Annotated in this window: 13 protein-coding genes; 9 read left to right on the top strand and 4 right to left on the bottom strand. The window is 67.1% G+C overall.

Annotated elements, in window-relative coordinates; genetic code table 11:
* The first annotated feature begins 126 nt into the window (after window positions 1-126).
* The 3 genes from HBF26_RS13700 to HBF26_RS13690 are packed head-to-tail and all read left to right on the top strand — an operon-like array spanning window position 127 to window position 2,878.
* The gene (locus tag HBF26_RS13700) at window positions 127-1,215 is read left to right on the top strand and encodes a catalase family peroxidase (protein ID WP_167127527.1); all 1,089 of its coding nucleotides are present in this window, start codon (window positions 127-129) and stop codon (window positions 1,213-1,215) included.
* A complete protein-coding gene (locus HBF26_RS13695; protein ID WP_167127524.1) occupies window positions 1,212-1,754 on the top strand; it encodes a cytochrome b in 543 nt (180 codons plus the stop codon). Before HBF26_RS13700 ends, HBF26_RS13695 begins: the two co-directional genes overlap by 4 nt.
* 20 nt (window positions 1,755-1,774) lie before the next feature.
* On the top strand, window positions 1,775-2,878 hold the full coding sequence (locus HBF26_RS13690; RefSeq protein WP_167127521.1) for an aminopeptidase: 1,104 nt from the start codon (window positions 1,775-1,777) through the stop codon (window positions 2,876-2,878).
* A gap of 147 nt (window positions 2,879-3,025) precedes the next feature.
* Here the strand turns inward: HBF26_RS13690 and HBF26_RS13685 are convergent, their stop codons facing one another.
* A complete protein-coding gene (locus tag HBF26_RS13685) occupies window positions 3,026-3,835 on the bottom strand; it encodes a c-type cytochrome (protein WP_167127518.1) in 810 nt (269 codons plus the stop codon).
* Between the two features lie 82 nt (window positions 3,836-3,917).
* Here HBF26_RS13685 and HBF26_RS13680 point away from each other — a divergent pair, with 82 nt between their 5' ends.
* Entirely contained in the window at window positions 3,918-4,301 is a 384-nt protein-coding gene (locus HBF26_RS13680; RefSeq protein ID WP_167023978.1) for a thioredoxin family protein, read from the top strand.
* Entirely contained in the window at window positions 4,298-5,479 is a 1,182-nt protein-coding gene (pncB, locus tag HBF26_RS13675) for a nicotinate phosphoribosyltransferase (RefSeq protein ID WP_167127515.1), read from the top strand. The genes HBF26_RS13680 and pncB overlap by 4 nt, the downstream gene beginning before the upstream one ends.
* A gap of 96 nt (window positions 5,480-5,575) precedes the next feature.
* On the opposite strand, the gene HBF26_RS13670 is transcribed toward pncB, so the two are convergent.
* Complete coding sequence (locus HBF26_RS13670; RefSeq protein WP_167127512.1) at window positions 5,576-6,025, bottom strand: glycine zipper 2TM domain-containing protein; 450 nt, start codon at window positions 6,023-6,025, stop codon at window positions 5,576-5,578.
* 116 nt (window positions 6,026-6,141) lie between these two features.
* Here HBF26_RS13670 and HBF26_RS13665 point away from each other — a divergent pair, with 116 nt between their 5' ends.
* Window positions 6,142-7,590 (top strand): cryptochrome/photolyase family protein, encoded by a 1,449-nt coding sequence (locus tag HBF26_RS13665; RefSeq protein ID WP_167127509.1) that lies wholly within the window; start codon window positions 6,142-6,144, stop codon window positions 7,588-7,590.
* A gap of 25 nt (window positions 7,591-7,615) precedes the next feature.
* On the opposite strand, the gene HBF26_RS13660 is transcribed toward HBF26_RS13665, so the two are convergent.
* Complete coding sequence (locus HBF26_RS13660) at window positions 7,616-9,088, bottom strand: MFS transporter (RefSeq protein ID WP_167127506.1); 1,473 nt, start codon at window positions 9,086-9,088, stop codon at window positions 7,616-7,618.
* Window positions 9,089-9,188: 100 nt separating this feature from the next.
* Between HBF26_RS13660 and ligA the strand changes: the two genes are divergently transcribed.
* The 3 genes from ligA to gloA2 are packed head-to-tail and all read left to right on the top strand — an operon-like array spanning window position 9,189 to window position 12,914.
* The gene (ligA, locus tag HBF26_RS13655; RefSeq protein ID WP_167127503.1) at window positions 9,189-11,579 is read left to right on the top strand and encodes an NAD-dependent DNA ligase LigA; all 2,391 of its coding nucleotides are present in this window, start codon (window positions 9,189-9,191) and stop codon (window positions 11,577-11,579) included.
* Entirely contained in the window at window positions 11,576-12,526 is a 951-nt protein-coding gene (gene epmA / locus HBF26_RS13650; protein WP_167127500.1) for an EF-P lysine aminoacylase EpmA, read from the top strand. The genes ligA and epmA overlap by 4 nt, the downstream gene beginning before the upstream one ends.
* Before the next feature lies 1 nt (window position 12,527).
* Window positions 12,528-12,914, top strand: coding sequence for an SMU1112c/YaeR family gloxylase I-like metalloprotein (gene gloA2 / locus HBF26_RS13645; RefSeq protein WP_167128033.1), 387 nt, complete (start codon window positions 12,528-12,530; stop codon window positions 12,912-12,914).
* Window positions 12,915-13,049: 135 nt separating this feature from the next.
* Here the strand turns inward: gloA2 and HBF26_RS13640 are convergent, their stop codons facing one another.
* Window positions 13,050-13,736 carry a DUF2461 domain-containing protein gene (locus HBF26_RS13640; protein ID WP_167127497.1) on the bottom strand — a complete coding sequence of 229 codons (687 nt, stop codon included), beginning with the start codon at window positions 13,734-13,736 and terminating at the stop codon, window positions 13,050-13,052.
* Window position 13,737 lies beyond the last annotated feature (1 nt).

Raw genomic sequence — 13,737 nt, 5'->3', positions numbered from 1 at the left:
GCCGGGCCTCCGCCGGGCGGTCGTCGGACGTATGACGTCCCGTGCCGTGGATTATTCCCGGGGGAGGGAATAAAAGTCCCTGACGTACGTCCCACCCTGGAACGACCACCTGGACAGGATGCAGACATGACAGACGAAACCGGGCCACGCTCCCGCCCTCCGACCCATACGGCCTGGCGCTGGGCCTTGATCGGCCTGGCCGTGGCCGGGTCCGCGGCCGCCTTCGGCTATGTGGCGGGCTGGCTCGCGCCGGACCGGCTCACGCCGCACCGCCTGGTGAACGCCGTGGCGGCGAACGGCGGCGAGCACGCGGGGTTCCGGCGCAACCATGCCAAGGGCGTCTGTGTCGCCGGCCGCTTCGAAGCCAATGGCGCCCTGGCGGGCTTTTCCACCGCCCCGCTTTTCGCCGCGGGTACCTCCACCCCCGTGGTGGGCCGCTTCGCGCTCCCGGGCAGCAATCCCTATGCGGCCGACAGCAGCGTGCCCATCCGCAGCCTCGCGCTGCGTTTCGACCTGCCCGACGGCGAGCAGTGGCGCACCGGCATGAACGCCATGGCGGTGTTCCCGGTGTCCACGCCGCAGGCCTTCTACGCGCTGCAGATGGCCACGCATGCCGACCCGGCAACGGGCAAACCCGATCCCGCCAAGACGAAGGCGTTCTTCACCAGCCATCCGGAAACCGCGCGATTCCTCGCCTGGGTGAAGACCGCGAAGCCGTCGGCCAGCTACGCCACCGAGACCTATCGCAGCATCAACGCCTTCTATCTGCGCGATGCGGCGGGCGACCGCCATGCCGTGCGCTGGGCGATGGTGCCGGAACAGCCGGCGGAAGGAGACGGCGGCCCGGCCGCCGGCGACACCGACTACCTCGCCGCGGACATCGGGAAGCGCCTCACCGCGGGCCCACTGCGCTGGCACCTGCAAATGGTCTTCGCCGCACCCGGCGACGCCGTGGACGACGCGACGATCGCGTGGCCCGACGACCGCAGAACGGTGGACGCCGGCACGCTCGTGCTCACTTCTTCGCAGCCGCAGGCCGACGGCCCGTGCCGTGACGTGAACTACGATCCGACGATCCTGCCGCGCGGCATCGAGACGTCCGACGATCCGCTGCTCGCCGCACGCTCGGCCACCTATGCGGACTCGTACCTCCGCCGTACGAGCGAGGAAGCCCACGTGCCGGGCACGAAGCATCCGGGGGAGGACAAGCGATGAGCCGTTCCGACACGTTCCATCCCTTCGCGCGGGTGCTGCATTGGTTGATGGCGCTGATGATCCTGACCATGCTCTTCGTCGGCGCCGGCATGGTGAGCACCGTGGAGACGAAGCACGACTGGCTTCTGGCGATCCACAAGCCGCTGGGCATCACCATCTTCGTGCTGGCGCTCATTCGCCTGGGCTTCCGCCTGACGCATCCGGCGCCGCCGCTGCCGGCGGACATGCCGTTGTGGCAAAAGCTGGCCGCCCATGCGTCGCACTGGCTGCTCTACGCCTTGATGATCGCGCTGCCGCTGATCGGGTGGGGCATGCTCTCGGCCGGCAATTACCCGGTGACGCTGGGCGGCGGCCTGCTGTTGCCACCCATCCTGCCGAGCGATCCCCTCGTGTTCGCCTGGCTGCGCGAGGCACATCGCTACCTCGCGTGGCTGTTCTTCCTCACCTTCCTGGCGCACATGGGCGCGGCGCTGATGCACGGGCTCATTCGCAGGGACGGCGTGCTGCAATCGATGACCGGGGGGCGCACGCCGGATTGAAGGTACGGCACAATGGCGCGATGCGCATCGCCATCGCCGCCATCCTCGTGCTCCTGGTCTCGGGGTGCCGCTCCATCGGTTACTACGCCCACGTGGCCCATGGGCAGGCGGCGCTTCTCCACGAACGCCGCCCGATCGCGAAGGTGCTTGCGGACCCGAAGGTTCCGCAAGCCACCCGTCGCCGGCTCGAACTGGCCATTGAGGCCCGGCGCTTCGCGTCCTCGCAGCTGGATCTGCCGGACAATCGCAGCTACACGTATTACGTGCAGCTCGATCGTCCATGGGGTGCCTGGAACGTGTTCGCCACGCCGGCGCTCTCCGTGTCGCCGGTGACGCATTGTTTTCCTATCGCCGGTTGTGTCGCCTACCGCGGTTATTTCGATCAGGACCTCGCCCGGCGCGAGGCCGCGCGTGAGAAGGCTCTGGGCCACGACGTCGCCATCGGCGAAGTGCCGGCGTACTCCACGCTGGGATGGTTTGCCGATCCGATACTGAGCAGCATGCTGCGCTGGGACGACGACGAACTCGCCGGCACAATCTTCCACGAGCTTGCGCACCAGAAGATCTACGTGAAGGACGACTCGTCGTTCAACGAGTCGTTCGCCAGCTTCGTGGAGCGCGAAGGCCTGCGCGAATGGCGTTCCGCGCGGAACCTGCCGCAGCCCGACGAAAAGGGCGACGCGCTGGAGCGTGCATTCACGCAGCAGGTGCTGGCCTTGCGGGAGCGCCTGAAAGCCCTCTATGCCGAGCCCTGGACCGACGAAGCGAAGCGCGTGGCCAAGGCGGAGGAGTTCGAGGACTTCCGTGGGCGCTACCTCGTGTGGCGCGACGGCGAGGCCGACGGCGATCACCGCTACGACCGTTGGATGTCGCGATCCCTCAACAACGCAATGCTGTTGCCGTTCGGCCTTTACGACACCTGGGTGCCGTCGTTCGCGGCACTGTTCGAAGAAACCGGCCGCTCGTGGCCGGCGTTCTTTGCGCGGGTGAGAGTGCTGGCGAAGCTGTCTCCGGCGGCACGTACCCAGGAACTCGAACGCTTGTCGCGCGCTACTGTGGGAGCCGGCTATGCCGGCGATCCCGCGGCAGCGGGCCATCTTGCCGCGAGCACCCATCGCCGCTGAAGCGGCTCCCACAGAAAGCAGGCCGCTCTTTTGTGGGAGCCGACCTGCTCATTGTGGGAGCCGGCTATGCCGGCGATCCCGCGGCAGCGGGCAACCTTGCCGCGAGCACCCATCGCCGCTGAAGCGGCTCCCACAGAATCTCCGGCGTTACGGCGAGGCTTTCCGCTTACGCGTCGCCATGTGCTTCAGATACGCCACCAGGTCGTCCAGATCCGCATCCGAAAGCACTTTCCTGTCGAAGCCCGGCATCTTCGCTTGCGGCCAGTGCCGGAGATCCTGCGGGTTGCGCACGAGCGTGCGGAACATGTCGTCGCGGAGGTATTCGGTGGGGCTATGCGGCAGGTTGAGGTCCGGCCCGAGCTTCGCGTCGCCCTGGCCGTTGAGGGTGTGGCAGCTGAGGCAGTTGCGCTGGAACACGGCGAAGCCGCGCCGGGCTGGGGCGTCCGGCGGCAGCGACGCTGCCGGCTGCATGGCCGGGAAGCGCGCCGCGGGCGGGGCCAGCACACGGATCGAGGCTACCTGGTAAGGCCATTGTTCGGGCCCCACGTGCGCCGCTTCCGGATGCAGCCACACGAGATAGAAGGGCCCGGCGCTGGGCTTGCCCTCGCCCAGCGGAGGCCACCCGGCGGCCGGCTCGATGGCGAGCCAGGCTTCCGCGCCGCGGCCTCCCAGCGCCAGTGACGCCGGCACCTCGGCCGCGAAGCCATCGAGCGCCACGAACTGCAGGTGCGCGTCCGCCGGCACGCCCGGCAGGAGGGCGCGCAACGGTATGGCACGGTAACGGGCCGTGCGGTGGTACGAGACGTCTCCGGGTACCTCGATGTCCCGGGTGTCGGGCCGCGCCAGCAGCTGTTCCGTGGTGAACGTGCGGGGCCCCGCGCCCGTGTCGACGACGAGGTTGGCCGCCATGGCCGGAGCTGCACAGAGCAGGAGCAGACAGGCGAGAAAGGTGCGCACGGAAAATCCCTGGTGGAGGTACCCTCGGATTATCGCCGCACCGACCCCATGTGGGCTGTTCGACCCGATCACGGATTTTCCCATGTCCGATACCAGCGTTCCCGAGTTCTTCCAGCGCTTTCCGATGGAACGCATCGTCGACCGCGAACTCGACGCCAATCTGGCCGCCGACGACAACCGCATCGCCATCCTCTTCCTGTGGGGGCGCGACTGTCCCAACTGCGATATCGCCAAGCGCCAGATCCTGCTCACGCCGGAACGCTTCGCGTGGCCGGAGGTGCGCTGGCTGCACGACAACGTGTACGACGATCCCACCATGGCTACGCGTTTCGGACTGCACGGCATTCCCGCCTTCTTCCTTTTCCACCGGGGCAAGAAGCTCGGCCGCATCACCTCCTGGCCCGGCACGCAGCCGTTCGTGGACGCGGTGAACCGGCAGATCGCCGCCACGGGCGCCAGCGCATGATTGTGCAATCGCTGCTCGACACCGACCTCTACAAGTTCACGATGATGCAGGTGGTGCTGCACCAGTACCCGGCCGCGCAGGTCGAGTACCGGTTCCGCTGCCGCACCCCCGGCGTGAACCTCGTGCCGCTGATCGACAGCATCCGCGAGGAACTGAAGGCACTGTGCAGCCTGCGCTTCACCGAGGAGGAGCTGGCCTACCTGGGCAGCCTTCGCTTCATCGACAGCGACTTCGTCGATTTCCTCGGCCTGTTCCAGCTCAACGCGAAGTACGTGACGATCCAACCGTCGACGAAAGCGGAAGGCGAGATCGAGATCGTGATCGCCGGCCCGTGGCTGCACACCATCATGTTCGAGGTGCCGCTGCTCGCCATCGTGAACGAACTGTATTTCCGGGCGACCTGTCCGGACATCGATCTGGACGAGGGCAGGGCGCGCCTGCGCGCGAAGATCGCGCTGCTGCGCGACACGCCAGGGTACGAAAGCGTGCGCATCGCCGATTACGGCACACGCCGCCGCTTTTCGCGCGATTGGCATGAAGAGATGCTCGGCATCCTGCGCAACGAACTGGGCCCGCAGCTGGCCGGCACCAGCAACGTCTGGCTGGCGATGCGCCAGGGGCTGGTACCCATCGGCAGCATGGCGCACGAGTACCTGCAGGCCTTCCAGTCGCTGGGCCCGCGCCTGCGCGATTCGCAGACCGCAGCGCTGGAAGCCTGGGCGCGCGAGTACCGGGGAGACCTGGGCATCGCGCTGTCCGACGTCTACGGCCTGGATGCGTTCCTGCGCGATTTCGACATGTACTTCTGCAAGCTGTTCGACGGCGCGCGGCACGATTCCGGCGACCCCATCGTGTGGGGCGACCGGGTGATCGCGCATTACGAGAAGAACCGGGTGGACCCGCGCACAAAGACGCTGGTTTTCAGCGACAGCCTGGACATACCGCGCGTCATGGAGCTCTACCGGCATTTCGCCGGGCGGTGCCTGCTTTCGTTCGGCGTGGGCACCAATCTCACCAACGACGTGGGGCCGACGCCCATCAACATCGTCATCAAGATGACCCGCTGCAACGGTCAGCCCGTGGCGAAGCTGTCGGATTCGCCGGGGAAGAGCATGGGTGGGGAAGATCCCGACTACATCGCCTACCTGCGCAGGGTGTTCGAACTGCCGGCCGCGTAATTTTTGTCTGTGTGGGAGCCGCTTCAGCGGCGATCCCGCGGCAGCGGGCAAGCACCTATCGCCGCTGAAGCGGCTCCCACATTTCTTCCTGGCGGCTTACTGCACGCGCGACACGTTGCCCTGGTCGTCCACGACCACGATGTCGCCTTCGCGGATGGCCGAAGCGTCCTTCACCTGGACATTGGTGTAGCCACCGGTGCCCATCTTCAGGCGCAGCGTGTAGCTGTCGCTGCCGCCGCCCTTGCCGATGGCGTTGCCGGCGAAGCCGCCGCCCACCGCGCCGCCGACCGTGGCGAGGGTGCGGCCCTTGCCCTTGCCGACCTGGTTGCCGAGGACGCCGCCGGCGATGGCGCCGATCACCGCGCCGGCGGTGCCATGCTCGCGTCCGGCGGTGACGTTGTGTTCGATGCTCTGCACCACGCCACACTGGTCGCAGCGCACGTAGATGCCGTCGCTGCGCGTCAGCACGGCCGCCGATGCGGGGGCGGCCATCGCCGTGGCGAGCAGGGCGGCCAGGGGGAGGCCGAGGACGGTCTTGATATTCATGGAGGCTCCTTGGGGACGACCTTGAAGGTGGCCGTCTGCCGACACAGTCTAAGCCCGTTCACTGAACGCAGATGGAGCGCGATTCTCATTTCACGCGCTTTGTGGATACTTTGCCGATGAGTACAGCCATCGTCTGGTTCCGTCGCGACCTTCGTCTTGCCGACCATCCCGCCCTTCATGCCGCGGCGGCAGCGCACGATCGTATCGTCGCCCTTTACGTGCATGCACCCGAAGAAGAGGGGCAGGGGGCTCCCGGCGCTGCCGGGCGCTGGTGGCTCCACCACTCGCTGGCCGCGCTGGACGCCTCGCTTCGCGCCAGGGGTGGGCAACTGACGGTGGTTGCCGGGTCCAGCCTCGACGCCCTGCGCGCGCTGATCGCGGCCACGGGCGCCGAGGCGGTGTATCTCAACCGGATTTACGAACCACACCTCGTCCGGCGCGATGCGAAGGTGCGGAAGGCACTGGAAGCCGAAGGCATCGCGGTGCAATCGTTCAACGGATCGCTATGGTCCGAACCGGATGCGATCGTCACGAAGCAGGGCGGCCCGTACAAGGTGTTCACGCCGTTCTGGCGCGTGCTGCGCACGCACGTGGAAGACCGCGCGCCATGGGAGGTGCCGCGACTTTCCCTGTACCCGGTGAGTGATGACCTTCCCGGACTCGTGCCGATCGACTCGCTGGCACTCCTGCCCACGCTGGATTGGGCGAAAGGCTTCGCCGAATGGACACCCGGCGAACGTGGCGCGCGCGGGATGCTGGAACTGTTCGCCGACGACGCGCTGGCGCACTACACGGAAGGGCGCGACCTGCCCGCGCGGCATGGCACCTCGCGCCTGTCGCCCCACCTGCATTGGGGCGAGATCTCGCCCATTCAGATCGCCGCGTTCCTGCGCGAACGCGCCGCGAAGCGGCGGAACGGTGCCGATCCGGAGCCCTTTCTGCGCCAGTTGGGCTGGCGGGAATTCTCGCAATACCTGCTCTATCACTTCCCGACGACCACCCGGAAAAACTTCAACCCCGCGTTCGACGCGTTCCGCTGGGCCCGTCGCGACGCCCACGCGTTGCGGCGATGGAAGGAGGGACGCACCGGCATTCCCATCGTGGACGCCGGCATGCGCGAACTGTGGGCCACGGGGTGGATGCACAATCGCGTGCGCATGCTGGTGGCCAGCCTCCTCACCAAGAACCTGCGGCAGCACTGGACGCTGGGCGAGCGCTGGTTCCGCGACACGCTGGTGGATGCCGATCTGGCGAACAACGTGATGGGCTGGCAGTGGGTGGCGGGAAGCGGCGCGGACGCCGCGCCGTATTTCCGGATATTCAACCCCGTATCGCAGTCGGAGAAGTTCGACCCCGACGGCGCGTACATCCGCCGCTGGGTGCCCGAGCTGGCCGACGCGCCGGGCCGCCTGGTGCACGCGCCCTGGGAAGATCCCGCCTTCCTGAAAGCGTCGGGCTACCCGCTGCCCCTTGTGGACCTCAAGACGTCGCGCGAGGCGGCTCTTACGGCGTACCGGAACCTGCGCCACGCACCTGCAGAAACGGCGGGGGAACCGGCGGCGTGACCATGGCTGTGAATGGGCGGGCCGTTCAGGCCGGGGAGTCGGCCACCCGCGAGCGTGGATCGCGAAGGCGGCCGAATATCCAGCTGGCCGCCAGCGTGACCATGCCCAGCACGATCACGGACCAGCGGAAGGCCCAGACATAGCTGTGGGCATCGTGCGAGCCGAGGAATCCTGCCATGAGCAGCGATGCGAGCGCGATGCCGAAGCTCATTGCCAGGTATTGCGCCGTGGAGGCCATCGACGACGCCATGGAAGCGTGCTTCACGTCGAGGTCGACGTACGCCAGCGTGTTCATCGACGTGTACTGAAGCGACATGACCGCGCCGTAGACGAAGACGAAGCCGGCAACGATCCAGGGTGGCGTGCCCGGCGAAAGCAGCGCGAACGCGCAGAGCACCGCCGACACGGCAATGGTGTTGCCGAGCAACAGCTTGCGGTAGCCGAAGTGCGTGAGCAGCCGGTCGATGAACGGCTTCACCGTAATGGAGCCGATGGCTTGCGGCACCATCATCAGGCCGGCGGCCAGGGGCGACCAGCCACAGCCGATCTGCAGGAACAGCACCAGCAGCAGGTACATGCCCGACACGCCGAGGCGCGTGAACAGGTTTCCCGCCAGCGCCACCCATAGACTGCGCACCTTCAACAGCGACAGGTCGGTGACCGGATGATCCGTGCGCCGGCTGTGCCGCACGTAGAGCGCCGCCAGCGCCAGGGCGCCCAGCGCATAGCCTGCAACGGTGACCGCATGGCCCTTCGCGCCCACCGATTCCGCGGCCAGAAGGCACAGCGCGGAAGCGCCGGCGAAGAGGAGGAAGCCGAAGGTGTCGAAACGATGCGCGTGGTCGAGCCGGTAGTCGGGCATTTCGCGCCGGTTGAGGAGCAACCCGACGAGGCCCACCGGCACGTTGATGAGGAAGATGAGGCGCCAGTTGGTGAACTCCACCAGCAGGCCGCCGAGCAGGGGGCCGAACACGGAGCCGAGCAGCCCGAAGGTAGCCACCGTGGTCATCGAGCTGACGAACTCCCGGCGGTCGATACTGCGCACCAGCACGTACCGGCCTACCGGCATGAGCGCGGCGCCGCCCAGGCCCTGAACGATGCGCGACACCACGAGCTGCGGCAGTGTCTGCGCCATGCCGCACAACAACGAGCCGAGCGCGAACACGAGGATCGCGCCGGCGAACACGCGGCGTGTGCCGAAGCGGTCGCAGAGCCATGGGCTCATGGGAATGAACACCGCCAGCGTCAGCACGTAGCTCGTGAGCGCCGTGCGCATGCTGAGCGGCGTGACGTCGAGCGCGCCCGCGATGGCGGGCACGGCCGTGTTCACGATCGTCGAATCCAGCGCCTGCATGAAGAATGCGGCCGAAACCAGCCAGATGAGGCCGCGGTAGCGCGCCTTGCTGGAGGGCTCCGCGGGCGCGAGGGCCGGTCGGTCGGATGGAAGGGCTGGGACGTCGATGGGGTCGGTACGGCTGCTGACGTCTTGTAAAGGCATAGCCTGGTGATTGTAGCGGATAGGGACCTTGCTTTTGCGGCGCCTTCGGCCGACAGTTCAGGGTCGCGTCGGTCGAGCCACACCATCACGGACCCTGCACATGCCCCAAGCCATCGCCCCCGCCGAAGCCGTCGAGCGCGCGCAGGCCCTGCGTCGACTGATCGAAGACGCCAATTACCGCTACCACGTGCTGGACGATCCGGACATCGCCGATGCCGAGTACGACCGGCTGATGCGCGAGCTGGAAGCACTGGAGAACCAATACGCCGATCTGGCCAGCGACGATTCGCCCACCCGCCGGGTGGGTGCCCGTGCCCAGGGTGGCTTCGCGGAAGTGGTACATGCGGTGCCGATGCTCTCGCTGGGGAACGCTTTCGAACAGGAGGGCGACACGGACCGTGAGAAATACCGTGAAGTGGCCGACTTCGAGCGCCGCATCGAGCACACCCTCGGTCGCAAGCAGCCGGTGTTCTCGGTGGAACCGAAGCTCGACGGGCTGGCCATCAGCCTGCGCTACGAAGATGGCCTGTTCGTGCAAGGCGCCACACGCGGCGACGGTGCCGTCGGCGAGGACGTCACGGCCAACTTGCGCACGGTGAAGGCCATTCCCTTGCGCCTGCGCGGCAACGACTGGCCGCGCGTGCTGGAAGTGCGCGGCGAGGTGATCATGCCGCGCGCCGCGTTCGAGGCCTTCAACGAGCGCGCCCGCGCCTCCGGCGAAAAGCCGCTGGCGAACCCGCGCAACGGCGCGGCCGGTTCGCTGCGTCAGCTGGATCCCGCGATCACCGCGAAACGGCCCCTGGCGTTCTTCGCTTATGCCGTGGGCCGCGTGGAGGACGGCGACCTGCCCGATACGCATTCGGCCACGCTGGCGAAGCTGCGCGAGTGGGGTTTCCCTGTGTCGCCGGAAGTGTCGACGGCGAAAGGCTTCGAGGGACTTATCGCGTACTACCGCCGCATCGGCGAGAAGCGCGACAGCCTTCCGTACGACATCGACGGCGTCGTCTACAAGCTCGACGACTACGAAGGCCAGGAAGAGATGGGTTTCGTGTCGCGTGCGCCGCGCTGGGCCATCGCGCACAAGTACCCCGCGCAGGAGCAGATGACCATCGTCGAGGACATCGAGATCCAGATCGGGCGCACGGGTGCCGCCACGCCCGTGGCGCGGCTTATGCCCGTGCAGGTGGGGGGCGTCACCGTCACCAATGCCACGTTGCACAACGCGGACCAGATCGCGCGCCTCGACGTGCGCATCGGCGACACCGTCATCGTCCGGCGTGCCGGCGACGTCATTCCCGAAGTGGCCCGCGTGGTGCCGGACAGACGCCCCGCAAACACCGTGCCGTGGCACATGCCCGCGACGTGCCCCGTGTGCGGCTCCGAGCTGCTGCGCGAGGAAGGCGCCGCGGCGTACCGCTGCTCGGGCGGCCTCATCTGCGCCGCGCAGCGCAAGGAAGCCCTGATCCACTTCGCGTCGCGCCGCGCCATGGACATCGACGGCCTGGGCGACCGCTTCGTGGACGCCCTCGTCGAGTTCGACATGGTGCATACGCCTGCCGACCTCTACGGGCTCACCGTGGAGAGCTTCGTGCGCATGAAGGCACTGGCCGACGAGCGCGACGGTTCCACCCCGGAAACGGTGAAGCAGGGCAAGGTGGCCACGAAGTGGGCCGAGAACCTCGTGGCATCCATCGAGGCCAGCAAGAGGAGCACGCTGCCGCGTTTCCTCTTCGCGCTGGGCATCATGCACATCGGCGAGAGCACGGCGAAGACGCTGGCGACGTGGCTGGGTTCCCTGGCTGTGGTCCGGCGCACGCCCGCGGCGGTACTGCGTGTGCTGCCCGACATCGGCGACGAGGTGGCCACCTCCATCGCCGCCTTCTTCGAGCAGGAAGGCAACGAGAAAGTGGTGGATGCGCTCCTCGAGGCCGGTATCACCTTCGCCGACGAAGGGGCGCCGTCGCCGAAGCTGCGCGACCGCCTCGGGCTCGACGTGCTGCTCGAAGCGGCCAAGGTGCCGAAGCTCGGTCCGAAGAGCACGGCCCTGCTGGCGAAAACGTACTCGAGCATGCAGGAACTGGTCTCCGCCGGTGAGCACAACTGGATCATCGCCGGCGTGCCATCCGCGGCGGCGGCCAATCTGTGGACATACATCAGCGATCCGACCAACTACCGAAAGCTCACCAACGATTACGTCGACATGGCCTGGCTGCTCGAGCAGTTGCCGGCGGCATCGGCAGCCGCGCTTCCGCTGGAAGGCCATACCTACGTGATCACCGGCACCATGGAGACGCTCAAACGCGATGACGCCACCGAGCGGCTGGAATCGCTCGGGGCGAAGGTCGCAGGCTCCGTGTCGAAGAAGACCACGGCCGTTTTCGCAGGCGAGGCCGCGGGCTCCAAGCTCGACAAGGCCAGGGAACTCGGCGTGCCGGTCCACACGGAAGCCGACCTGCTTGCCCTGCTGGCGAAACATGGGGCCGCGCCGTGAAGCACATCGGCCAACTGCGCCTCCGCGCGGCTACGTATGGGCGGATCCGCAGCTTCTTCGCCGCGCGCGGTGTGCTGGAGGTGGAAACGCCCATCCTTTCCGCCGCCGGCAACACCGACCCGAACATCCTGAGTTTCCATACGCGCTTCGGCGGCCACGTGGACGCCGGCTCACCGGACCGCTGGTTGCGCACCTCGCCGGAATTTCCGCTGAAACGCCTGCTCGCGGCCGGCGTCGGCGACTGCTACGAGCTGGGGCGTGTCTTCCGCGACGGCGAGGCCGGCGGCAGGCATAACCCCGAGTTCACGATGCTCGAGTGGTACCGCGTCGGCTGGGACGAGGCGAAGCTCGCGCGCGAGGTGGTCGATCTGCTGGAACACCTGCTGGTGGAGGCCGGGCGAACCTTCGGCGTGGTGGAAACCACCTACCGCAGCCTGTTCCACGACGCGCTGGGCATCGATCCGCTCGCCGATCCCGTGGAACGGCTCCGGGCACCGCTGGCCGATTTCGGCATCGACCCGCAGGGGCTGGAGCGCGACGACTGGCTCGACCTGCTCATGACCCATCGCATCCAGCCGGCGTTCCCGCCCGACCGCATCACCGTGGTGTCCGACTACCCGGCAAGCCAGTGCGCGCTGGCACGCATCCGCCCGGGAGAACCGCCGGTGGCGAAGCGCTTCGAGGTATATGTCGGTCCCTACGAACTGGCCAACGGCTATCACGAACTCAACGATGCGGCCGAGCAGCGCGAGCGGTTCGAACGGGACAACGCGAAGCGTCGTGCGCGCGGCATGCCGGCGATGCCGATCGACGAAAACCTGCTGGCCGTGCTGGATCGCATGCCCGATTGCGCGGGCGTCGCGCTTGGCGTGGAACGGTTGCTCATGGTGCTGGCACGCACGGACGCCATTGCCGACGTGCTCGCCTTTCCATTCGCGGAGGCCTGACCTGGTGCTCGAAGCCATCCATCATGTGGCGCTGATCTGCTCCGATTACGAGCGGTCGAAAGCGTTCTATACGGAAGTGCTGGGGTTGAAGGTAATCCACGAGGCATACCGCGAGGCACGCGATTCGTGGAAGCTCGACCTCGAAGTGAGCCCCGGCGTGCAGCTGGAACTGTTCTCCTTCCCATCGCCGCCGAAGCGGCCGTCGCGACCGGAGGCACAGGGGTTGCGTCACCTGGCTTTTTCCGTGCGCGACATCGACGCTGTGGTGGCGAAACTGGCGGACCGTGGTGTCACCTGCGAGCCCATTCGTGTGGACGAGTACACGGGGCGACGGTTCACGTTCTTCGCAGACCCGGACGATTTGCCGATCGAGCTTTACGAACGGTAGGAGCGCGCCCTGCGCGCGACATGTGTTGAGGCCGTGACCTGGAGCTGGCGCGCAAGCGTGGAGACTGGCCCGAAAGGATGTCGTACCCGACGCGGGCATAAACGCGCAGGGCGCGCTCCTACGCTGGGCGTGCCCTCAAAACTCCAACTCCTGCGCCGCACACAGGTAATCCACCATCGGCGCCAAACGCTTGAAATTGTCCACCACGAACGGAAGCAACTCGGAAGAACACGCCAGAGCCTCGTCGAAATCCTGCCCGGCCGCGAAGTTCTTTCGCTTCAGATCCTCGATCAGCTCGTGGTTCGCGTCGAAACCGCGCGGCGGTCGCGACAGGCTCTCGCCCCAGAACGTGAAGCGCTCCACGAACGCCTTCGAATGCGTGGCGCGCTTCCACGCCCCCGGATTGTCGGCCAGGAACTCCCGCAGTTTCTTCAGCACGGGCGGCTCCGGATGCCACATGCCGCCACCCACGAAACATTCGCCCGGCTGGATGTGCAGGTAGAAGCCGGGCGCCTGGATCTCGTGGCGGCGCTCATGGAAGAAGCGCGAGCCCTGCCAGCCCTTGTACGGCTGCTTGTCGTTGGCGAAACGCGTGTCGCGGTGGATGCGGTAGAGCGATCCGCCCACCTTGCGCGTGTCGGCGCGGAAATGCGGGCTGATCTTCTGCAACGGCGCGGCCAGATCGCCGATCAGGGCCAGGAACGGCTCGCGCACGTGGCGCTCGTAATCGTCCTTGTGCGCCTGGAACCATTCGCGGTTGTTGTTGCGAACCAGCGACTTGAAGAAGCGGAAAGTGGAAGGCGTGAAATAGGTCTTGGGCATG

It is taken from the genome of Luteibacter jiangsuensis (assembly GCF_011742555.1).
GTDB lineage: Bacteria > Pseudomonadota > Gammaproteobacteria > Xanthomonadales > Rhodanobacteraceae > Luteibacter > Luteibacter jiangsuensis.
The sequence above is the reverse complement of the archived record's forward strand: the minus strand, read 5'-3'. Positions and strand labels throughout refer to the sequence as shown.